This is a genomic window from Streptomyces morookaense, from assembly GCF_013030945.1.
GTDB classification, from domain to species: Bacteria; Actinomycetota; Actinomycetes; order Streptomycetales; family Streptomycetaceae; genus Streptomyces; species Streptomyces morookaensis.
The window spans coordinates 1-9,758 of record NZ_JABBXF010000115.1; the positions used below are offsets into that span (position 1 = coordinate 1).

Genomic DNA, 9,758 nt, shown 5'->3' on the forward strand with positions numbered 1-9,758 from the left:
GATCCTGGTGGAGTTGCGGGCCGTCGCACTCAACTACCGCGACCCCATGCGGGCCAACGGGCTCCTGCCGCCCGAGGCCGTCGAGGGCAGCCCCCTCAGCCGCGGACTGGGGTGCGACGGCGCGGGCATCGTCAGCGCCGTCGGACCCGGGGTCACCGCGTACAAAACCGGCGACCGCGTCAGCGGACTGATGGCAGCAGCCCTGGGCTCCCACGCCCTCACGCACGCCGGAGCAGTCGGCCCCATGCCCGGCACCATGAGCTACATCGAGGCCGCCACCTTCCCGGTCGCCTTCCTCACCGTCCACCACACCCTCGCCGACCAGGCCAGGCCGCTGCCCGGCGAGACGCTGCTGGTGCACGGCGGAGCCGGAGCCGTCGGCCTGGCCGCCCTCCAGTGCGCCCGCCACCTCGGCCTCCGCGTGATCGCCACGGCCGGCACCGAGACCAAACGCGACCTGCTGCGCACGCTCGGCGTCGAGCACGTCCTGGACTCCCGCAGCCTCGACTTCGCACCCCGCGTCCGCGAACTCACCGACGGCAAGGGTGTCGACATCGTCGTCAACTCCCTCAGCGGCGAGGCCATCGCGCAGAGCCTGGACCTGCTGCGCCCCAACGGCCGCTTCATCGAACTCGGCAAACGCGACATCTTCCTCAACAACCCGCTCCTGCTGCGCCCCTTCCACCGCAGCCTCACCTTCCTCGGCTTCAACCTCGACAGCATCGTCTTCGACCGCGCCCGCGGCCCCCGCCTGGTGCTCGACACCGCGGCACGGGTGGCAGCCGGCCAGTACCGGCCCCTCCCGCACACCGTCTGTCCCGCAGCCCGCGTCGACGAGGCCTTCCGGCTGCTCCAGCACTCCCGGCACGTCGGCAAGGTCGTGGTCGCCTTCGATCCGCTGGACGAGCCGGTCCCTGTCGAACCGGCCCTCGGCGTCCCGGCGCTGGACGGCGAAGGCACCTACCTGGTCACCGGGGGGCTCGGCGGCTTCGGTGCCGCCACCGCCGAGTGGCTGGCCGACCGCGGCGCCCGGCACCTGGCCCTGGTCGGCCGCCGAGGGGCCGAGGCCCCCGAGGCCGCGGCCGTGCTCCAACGTCTCGCCGCGCGTGGGGTGACGGCCACCGCGTACGCGGCCGACGTCACCGACGAGACGGCCGTGCGCGAGGTGATCGCCGCCGTGGACGCCACCGGCCACCCGCTGCGAGGGGTGGTGCACTGCGCCATGCAGCTCGACGACGCCCCGCTGGCCGACCTCACCGACGAGCGCTTCGCCGCCGTGTTCGCCCCCAAGGCCGCCGGAGCACACATCCTCGACCGCCTCACCACCGGCCGCGCACTGGACCTCTTCCTGCTGCACTCCTCGGTCACCGCCGCCACCGGCAACCTCGCGCAGGCCCCCTACGTCGCCGCCAACGCCCACCTGGAAGCCCTCGCCCGCGCCCGCCGCAACGCCGGACGGACCGCCACGGCCCTCGCCTGGGGACCCATCGCCGACACCGGCTACGTCGCCCGCAGCAACCTGGCCGCCACCATGACCGGCCTCGGCTTCGAACCCGTCACCTCCACCGAGGCGTTCGCCGCCGCCGACCACATCCTCGCCGCCGGCACCGACGTCGCCGGCATCGGCCGCTACCGCTGGGGCCGCGCACGCCGCCTGCTGCCCTCCCTGGCCACACCCCGCTACGCCGCCCTCGTCCCCGCCGGCGCCGCGGACGCGGACGAGAGCCGCGAGGAACTGCTGCGCTCCCTGGCCGCGATGAGCACCGAGGACGCCGTCCGCGCCATCACCGAGGCCCTGGCCCGCCACCTCGCCGGCGTCCTGCACATCGACCCGTCGGAGCTGGACCCCGACCGCAACCTGGAGGACTTCGGCGTCGACTCCCTCATGGGCGCCGAGTTCATCCTCCAGGCCCGCGAATACTTCGGCATCCACATCCCGCCCGGCGAACTCATGGGCGGCGGGCGCACTCTGACCCACTTCGCCCGCCTGATCCACGACCGGCTGGGCCTCCACTCGTCACAGGGCGCTCCGCCGCCCGGACCGTGAGACGGTCACCGGCCCCCGCGCCGGAAGGACCGGCCGAGCCGCGAAACGGCCCAACCCGCCAGCCGGGCACGGTCGATCTTCGCCGCGTGCCGGTGGTCCACCGGCAGCGACCGGTGGAACAGCACCGGCACCGCACCCGTCACCGGCAGCTCCAGGCCGTTCAGCACCTCCCGGATGCCGCGCCGCACCACCGCACGGTCCCCGCGCGACGCCGCCCGCTCCAACTCCACGACCACCACCGGCCACTGCGCCGCGGCCGGACCGACACCCACCAGCGCCGTGCGCCGCACACCGGGCACCGCGTCGAGGGCCGGCTCCACCTGCTCCGTGAACAACGCGCCCTCCGCCGTGCGCAACCGGTGCGCGACACGGCCGTAGAACCAGATGCGCCCCTGCTCGTCCAGCCGCCCCACATCCCCCATGCGGTGCACGACCCCGCCGTCCGCCTCGTACAGCTTCGCCGCCAGGGTGGCCGCCGGATCCAGATAGGCGGGGCTGACGTTCGGCCCGGAGACGGCGAGTTCGCCCACCGTCCCGCGGGGGACGTCCACGCCACTGGACAGCGGGTCCAGCGGCAGGACGCGCACGGTCACCCCCGGCACGGGACGGCCCAGGCACACCCCCTCCCCGCGGGCCGTGGCCGCGCGCAGCGGGAGCAGCTCGCGGTGGTCGATCATGCTGACCGGCAGCGCCTCCGTGGCGCCGTACACACTGCAGACCGTCGCCCCGGCGGGCAGGCACACCCGCAGCCGGTCCAGGACCGCATACGGCAACGACGCACCGAACGAGGCCACTTGACGCAGGGACGGCAGGGGAGTGAGCGTGCGGATGCAGTAGCGGGCCAGCCGGTCCAGGAGCGCGGGCGAGCCCAAGAGCACATCCGCCTCCGTACTGTTCACGGCGTGCGCCAGGTCACGGGCCCGCATACGCGTGGGACGGGCCAGGTCCACCCGCGGGACCACCGTGGTGGCACCGAGCAGCGGCCCGAGCACCGCGGCCGGCACGAAGGCGGCCACCACGGTCCCGCCGGCCAATGCGACTCCCTCCGGCAGCGCCCGGATCTGCGCCTGCACCGTGCTGTGCCGGTGGACGACACCCTTCGGCGGCCCTGTCGCACCGGAGGTGAACACGACCATCGCCGGGGCGTCGTCCGGCGGCCCGGCCAGCGTCCGCCACGGAGGCACGGAGCGCCGCAGCCGCCGGAGCGTCCGGCCGGGCCACCAGCCGGGCCCCGCCACCACACGGCGGTGCACCGTGCCCCCGCCCCAGCCCAGCAGGCGCCCGGCGAGGTGGGCGAGCGGCTCGGCCAGCAGGACGTCCGGCGCGGCGGCCGCCAGACACCGGCCCATCACCCGCAGCGGGAGCGAGCCGTCGACGAGCACCGGCACGGCGCCCATGCCGGCCAGGGTCAGCACGCACGTGCCCAGCTCCACCGGATCCCGGGTCAGCACCGCAACCCGGTACCCCGGCCGGACCCCGGCCCGGGCCAGGGCCGCGGCGGTCGCCAGACTCAGCGCGGCGGCCTCGGCGTTGCCGAGCGACGCGAACCGCCGCCGGCCGTGCGGGTAGCGCAGGCACACGCCCCCGGGCGCCTCCTGCAGGGCCTCCAGGACGGTACGGGCCAGCGGGGCCACGGGCGGACACCTCCGGTGCGGTACGGGCCGGTTGTCGGTCCTTTCAGCCCCTTTCAGGATGGCCACGGCACCGCCGAGGCGGCATCACCTACATGAGTGATTCCGGAGCGCTCCGGCGCGAGACGGACCCCCACCGGGCATGAACTCCAGGTCGGAACACCGAATTTGATGCCACTCGCACCCGAAGGGCAGGCCCGTGTGCGCAGCAGCCGACCGCCCCCGCCGACCTGACTACCCCTTCACCTCACAGTGGTTCACGCACACCGACGGCAGCCGGCAGCACTACGTGGACGAAGGCACCGGCCCCCCGGTGCTGATGGTCCACGGCAACCCGTCCTGGAGCTACGCCTGGCGCCACCTGATAGCCGCACTGAGCGACGCCTACCGGTGCATCGCCCCCGACCTGCTCGGCATGGGCCTCTCCGAACGCCTCGCCCCACCCCTGCCCGCCCTCCTCGCCGGACACCAGACCGCCGCACTCGACGACCTCGTCCGCCACCTGACCGACGAACACGGGGCACCCCGGCACGGCTGGACCGTCGTCGCCCACGACTGGGGCGGACCCATCGCCCTGACCTGGGCCTGCCTCAACGCAGACAAGGTGGACCGGGTCGTCGTCCTCAACACCGCCGTCTTCCGCTTCCCCGAACACGGCCTGCCCCCCTGGTGGTTCCGCCTCCTGCACCTGCGACCCGTCAGCACCGCCGCCGCGCACTGGACACCCGGCTGGGCCCACGGAGCCGCCCGGCTCGGCGTGACCACCCCGATGCCGCCGCCGGTCCGCCGAGCCTTCACCGCCCCCTACCGCCGGCGCCGCCGCCGCGCCGCCCTCGCGCGCTTCATCCAGGACGTCCCCATCACCCGCAGCGACCCCGGCTGGGCACTGCTGGCCGTCGTGGAACGCATGCTGCCCGCCCTCGACCGCACACCCATGCTGGTCGGCTGGGGCATGCGCGACCCGGTCCTCCGACCGCCGCTGGCCGACGTCTGGCAACAGCGCTTCCCCCACGCCCACGTGCTCCGCTTCCCCGACGCCGGACACTACGTCCTGGAGGACGCGCGCGCCGAACTCGTCCCGGCCATCCGGCACTTCCTCGACACCACGGGAGAACGGCGGTGAAAGTCCTCGTCACCGGCGGCAGCGGCTTCCTCGGCAGCGCCGTGTGCCGGCAACTCGCCGCAGCCGGACACGAGATCAGGTCCCTGCACCGCCGCTTCGCCCACCCCCTCGCCGCACTCGGTGTCGACCAGCACCTGGGCGACCTCCGCGACCCCGACGCCGTCCACCGCGCCACCGCCGGCTGTGACGCGGTCGTGCACACCGCCGCCCGCGTCGGCCCGGCCGCCGACCCCCGGCCCCTCCGCGACATCAACGTCACCGGAACCCGGCACGTGCTGGACGCCTGCCGACGGCACGGCATCGGCATCCTCGTCCACACCTCCAGCCCCAGCGTCGTCTTCGACAACACCGACATCGACGGCGGCGACGAAACCCTGCCCTACCCCCGCCGCCCCCTCGGCCCCTACCCGGCCACCAAGGCCGCCGCCGAACGCCTCGTCCTCGCCGCCGACGGACCCGGCCTGGCCACCGTCGCCCTGCGCCCCCACTGCATCTGGGGCCCCGGCGACCCGCACTTCGCCCCCCGGCTGCTGCGCGCCGCCCGGCTCGGCGTCCTCCCGCTCGCCGGAGGCGGACACCAACGCATCGACACCGTCCACGTCGACAACGCCGCCCATGCCCACCTCCTGGCCCTCGACCGCGTCCGCCCCGGCGCCCCCGCCGCAGGCCGCCCGTACTTCATCACCCAGGGCAGCCCGTGCACCCTCGCCCGCACCCTGACCCTCTTCCTCCGCGCCCTGGGGCGCAGCCCGCGCCTGCAGCCCGTGCCCGTCCCGCTCGCCCTCGCGGCCGGCAGCCTGTGCGAGTACGGCTGGCGGCTGCTCCGCCTCCCCGGAAGCCCGCCGCTCGACCGGTGCCTGGTGGCAGGCGCGGCCTACGCGAACTGGTTCGACATCACCGCCGCCCGCACCCACCTCGGCTACACCCCCCTCGTCAGCACCCCGGAAGGGCTCGAACGCCTGCGGCGGACACCATGAGCCCTCCGCCGCCCCTCACCGCCGCACAGGCACGCCGGCTGCCCGACTACCCCTTCCAGGGACGCTGGTTCGGCCACGGCGCCTGGCACCAGCACTACCTGGACGAGGGCCGCGGCACCCCCGTCCTCATGGTGCACGGCAGCCCCACCTGGAGCTACATGTGGCGCCACCTCGTTCTCGCCCTGCGCGACCGCCACCGCTGCATCGCCCCCGACCACCGGGGCATGGGCCTCTCGGACCGCGCACGCGATCCGGACGGCGCACTCCTCGCCGAGACCCGCGCCCAGGACCTCGGCCGCCTCGTCGACCACCTCGTCACCGACCGGGGCGCCCCCGCCCGGGGCTGGACGCTGATCGTGCACGACTGGGGCGGCCCCATCGGCCTGTGGTGGTCCCACCTGCACCCCGGCGCCGTCACCCGACTCGTCGTCCTCAACTCCACCGCGTTCCCCGCACCCCCGGGATACCGGCTCCCGCGCGCCGCACAGGCCCTCAGGCACCCCGCACTCGGCAGGATCGCGCACACCGCCAACACCGTGCCGCACCTGACCCTGCGCCAGGCCCCCCGCCGTCCCCTGCCGCAGGCCGTCCGCGACGCCTACCTCGCCCCCTACCGGCACCGCCGCGACCGGTCCGCACTGGTCCGCTTCGCCCAGGACATCCCCCTCGGCCCGGCCGACCCCGGCTGGCACCACGCCCGCCGCCTCGGCCGGTCCCTCATCACCTTCACCCAACTCCCGGTCTTCATCGGCTGGGGCATGCGCGACCCCCTCCACGACGACCTCGTCCTCGCCGAATGGACCCGCCGCCTGCCCCGGGCCTCGCTCCACCTCCACCCCCGCGCCGGACACTTCGTCCTGGAGGACGCGGCCCGTCAACTCATCGAGGACATCAGGGACTTCCTCGCCGTCACCGACCGCGGGACGTGAGGCAGCACTCCGCTCACGAGGAGTAGCCGTACCGCCCGTACAGGCGCACGAACGACGCGGCCGTCAGCACCCGTACGCGCTCCAGCCGGCCGCCGGTACGCCGGAACGCCACCACCTGCTCCCGCCCGCCCGGCCCGACGGGCTGCACCAGCCGCCCGCCCTCCCGCAGTTGACCGGCCAGCGGCGCGGGCACCTCCGGGAACGCCGCCGAGACGACGACGGCGTCGTACGGCGCCCCCTCCGGCACCCCGCAACTGCCGTCCCCGACACGCACGTCCACATTGCGGATGCCCTGCCGGCCGAGATTGCGCCGTGCCTGCTGCGCGAGGTCCGGCCACATCTCGATGCTCACCACGTCGCCCGCCAGCCGGGCGAGCAGCGCCGTCTGGAAACCGAGACCCGTGCCGACCTCGAGAACATGCTCGCCCCCGACCAGCCGGAGACCCTCGATCATCAGAGCGGACAGCGAGGGCTGCGTGGTCACCAGCCCGTGGGCAATCGGAACCGGCGCATCGAGGTACGCGAACGCCTCCTGTCCGGCGGGCACGAACGCCGCCCGCGGCGTCGCCCGAACGGCCTGCAGAAGACGCCGGTCACCGATCCCGGCGTTCCGGAGGACACGCGCGAGCCCCTCGGGGGACTGATTGCCGCTCATACGCCCCATGTTCCCCGGAACACGACCACGGCATCATGGGCCTTCCGCCCGCCGGAGCCCGAGGGAAGGACGAGGTCCCATGACGCCGTACAAGCCCCGACGCCTCCTCCCCGCCGCACTCGTCGCCGGAGCGCTCGCCACCGGCGCCTGCAGCACGCACACCGCACCGGACGGAGACGACAGCACGTCCCCGGCGCGCCGGACGGCGGCCCACACGGACGTGCTGTTCATCGGAGCCCACCCGGACGACGAGTTCCAGTCCCTGGCCGCCTTCGGACAGTGGAGGGAACGGCAAGGACTGAGCACCGGCGTCGTCACCATCACCCGCGGCGAGGGCGGCGGCAACGCCGCCGGCCCCGAGGAGGGGCCCGCCCTCGGCGTCATCCGCGAACGCGAGGAACGCGCCGCCGTCGCGCACGCCGGCATCCGCAACGTCTTCTACCTCGACAAGCCGGACTTCTGGTACACGCTCTCGGCACCCCTGACCGCCAAGGCCTGGAACCGCCCCCCGCAGCAGCCGACGGACACCCTCGCCCGGCTCGTCCGGCTGATCCGGGCGACCACCCCGAAGACCGTGGTCACCATGGACCCGCGCCCGTTCGGCCAGCACGGCGGCCACCAGGAGGCCGGCCGCCTGGCCGTCGAGGCCTTCCGCCTGGCCGGCGACCCGGCGGCCTTCCCCGAACAGATCACCAAGGAGAAGCACGCCCCCTGGAAACCCGGCCGGCTCCTCGCCCAGAACTGGACGTTCGACGGGCCGGCGGGGGAGCGGTGCGCCGCACGGCAGGTCACGGACCCGCACACCGGCCTGCCGGTCATGGGCGTGTGGCCCGGAGTACCCTCCCGCGACCACGGAAAGACGTGGGCCCAGGTGGAACGGGACGCCGCCCGCACCTACATCACCCAGGGCTTCGGCACGCTCCCGCCCACCGTCGGCACCCCAGCGAACCGCCTCCCCTGCGAGTGGTTCACCGTCCTGGCCGAGGACGGCAGACAGGTCACCGCCCCCGTGCACCCCCAGACCGGACTGCGCCCGCTGTACGCCGAGTTCCGCGACTGGACGCAGAAGGTGCACATGCCATGGCTGGCGAACGACGCCCAGCCCGCCTACCCGCCCGCCCCCGCCACCACCGTCCCCGACGTCGCCGAGGCCCCGGTCGTCGACGGCACGGCGGGCCCGGACGAATACCCCGGCGAGACGCTCCACTTGACGCACTGGGACGGCAAGGAGTGCACCCCCGACGACTGCTCGGCCGACGCCCGCCTCGCCCGCCACGGCGACGACCTGTACGTCCTCGTCCACGTCACGGACGACAGGAAAGGCGCCCCGCTCGACGCCCGCAACGACTGCAAACGCCACTGGCGCACCGACTCCGTCGAGATCGACCTCGACCCGCGAGGCCGCTCCGACGACACCTCCACCACCTTCCGGACCGGCATCCTCCCCTTCACCGCCCACGAGGGCGGCCCCTGCGCCGAACGCGACGCCGACAACCACCAGGGCCCGGCGAGCAGCACCGCGCCCGGCATGACGGTCGCCTCCACGGTCACCGACCCGTACCACGGCTACACGGTCGAGGCGAAGATCCCCCTCGCCGACCTCCCGGCCCCCGTCGACCCCGCCCGCCTCACCGCGAACATCCTCGTCTACGACTCCGACACCCAGGACAAGACGGGCAAGTCCCGCCTGGCCTGGTCCCCTTACGGCAGCGCCCAGGCCGATCCCTACGTCTGGGGAACCCTGCACCTCCCCGGATACACCCCGCCGCCGGACCACCCCGCACCGGCCGCCGAGCTCCCACTGGAGGCGGCACGCAGCCAGGACTCCCCGGCCTCCGTCTCCCAGTCCACCTGCACGGGCATTCCGCTCGGGGGAGGGACGTCTTAGCGGGCGCTTCGCACCCCCCGCATCCGATAACCCCGGCTCACCGCCTGCGGCGACAAGCCCTCCGAGGGCGCCCTGCCCCGCGATAATTTTCTCCGACGAGGTCCGTCGGCAGACGCGGTGCGCCGTCGGCCCAGTGGCCTGGCGCCGGTTGCGTCTGCGCGTCGTCGCGTCGCTCGTCCGCCCGTGTGCGCATGAGTGGCTGTGTCCTGAACCTCCGATTCACCGTCTTCGCCATGGAGTTCGGCTTCAGCGAAGCCTTCCCGCTCGACCGGTGGCTGCAGGGCGAGGGCGACGGCGGGGACCTGGGGAGAGCAAGCCGGGCCGCCGCCGAGTGGGGCGCCGCAGACCTCATGCACTGGCTGCGCCACCACAACCGCACCAGCGGACGCCCCTTGCGCTTCGCCGGCCTCGACCTCCCCGAGGCTGGAGATCAGCGACCGGTTCCTCGAGGGTTGCGGTTCCGGCGCGGCGGCCGCGCCCGCATGGGCCGGCCTGGAGGCCGCCGAGC

The 9,758-nt window shown here is 74.4% G+C and carries 8 protein-coding genes; 6 read left to right on the plus strand and 2 right to left on the minus strand.

Features of this window, described 5'->3' with window-relative positions:
- Positions 1 to 2,047: SDR family NAD(P)-dependent oxidoreductase (locus HG542_RS32100; RefSeq protein WP_171087752.1), on the plus strand; the 2,047-nt coding region annotated here is incomplete at its 5' end.
- 5 nt (positions 2,048 to 2,052) lie between these two features.
- On the opposite strand, the gene HG542_RS32105 is transcribed toward HG542_RS32100, so the two are convergent.
- Positions 2,053 to 3,681 (minus strand): AMP-binding protein, encoded by a 1,629-nt coding sequence (locus tag HG542_RS32105; RefSeq protein ID WP_171087754.1) that lies wholly within the window; start codon positions 3,679 to 3,681, stop codon positions 2,053 to 2,055.
- A 196-nt stretch (positions 3,682 to 3,877) separates the two neighbouring features.
- Between HG542_RS32105 and HG542_RS34580 the strand changes: the two genes are divergently transcribed.
- From HG542_RS34580 to HG542_RS32120, 3 genes are read left to right on the plus strand one after another with little or no spacing between them, the layout of a single operon-like run.
- Positions 3,878 to 4,801, plus strand: a complete 924-nt coding sequence (locus HG542_RS34580) for an alpha/beta fold hydrolase (protein WP_171087756.1) — start codon at positions 3,878 to 3,880, stop codon at positions 4,799 to 4,801.
- Positions 4,798 to 5,778, plus strand: coding sequence for an NAD-dependent epimerase/dehydratase family protein (locus tag HG542_RS32115; protein WP_171087758.1), 981 nt, complete (start codon positions 4,798 to 4,800; stop codon positions 5,776 to 5,778). Before HG542_RS34580 ends, HG542_RS32115 begins: the two co-directional genes overlap by 4 nt.
- Positions 5,775 to 6,707, plus strand: a complete 933-nt coding sequence (locus HG542_RS32120; protein ID WP_171087760.1) for an alpha/beta fold hydrolase — start codon at positions 5,775 to 5,777, stop codon at positions 6,705 to 6,707. The genes HG542_RS32115 and HG542_RS32120 overlap by 4 nt, the downstream gene beginning before the upstream one ends.
- Positions 6,708 to 6,720: 13 nt before the next feature.
- Here the strand turns inward: HG542_RS32120 and HG542_RS32125 are convergent, their stop codons facing one another.
- Positions 6,721 to 7,362 (minus strand): protein-L-isoaspartate(D-aspartate) O-methyltransferase, encoded by a 642-nt coding sequence (locus tag HG542_RS32125; RefSeq protein ID WP_171087762.1) that lies wholly within the window; start codon positions 7,360 to 7,362, stop codon positions 6,721 to 6,723.
- A 79-nt stretch (positions 7,363 to 7,441) separates the two neighbouring features.
- On the opposite strand from HG542_RS32125, the gene HG542_RS32130 reads away from it, so the two are divergent.
- Together HG542_RS32130 and HG542_RS32135 are read left to right on the plus strand one after the other, a co-directional pair.
- Complete coding sequence (locus tag HG542_RS32130; protein ID WP_171087764.1) at positions 7,442 to 9,250, plus strand: sugar-binding protein; 1,809 nt, start codon at positions 7,442 to 7,444, stop codon at positions 9,248 to 9,250.
- A 191-nt stretch (positions 9,251 to 9,441) separates the two neighbouring features.
- Positions 9,442 to 9,758: erythromycin esterase family protein (locus HG542_RS32135; protein ID WP_255316344.1), on the plus strand; the 317-nt coding region annotated here is incomplete at its 3' end.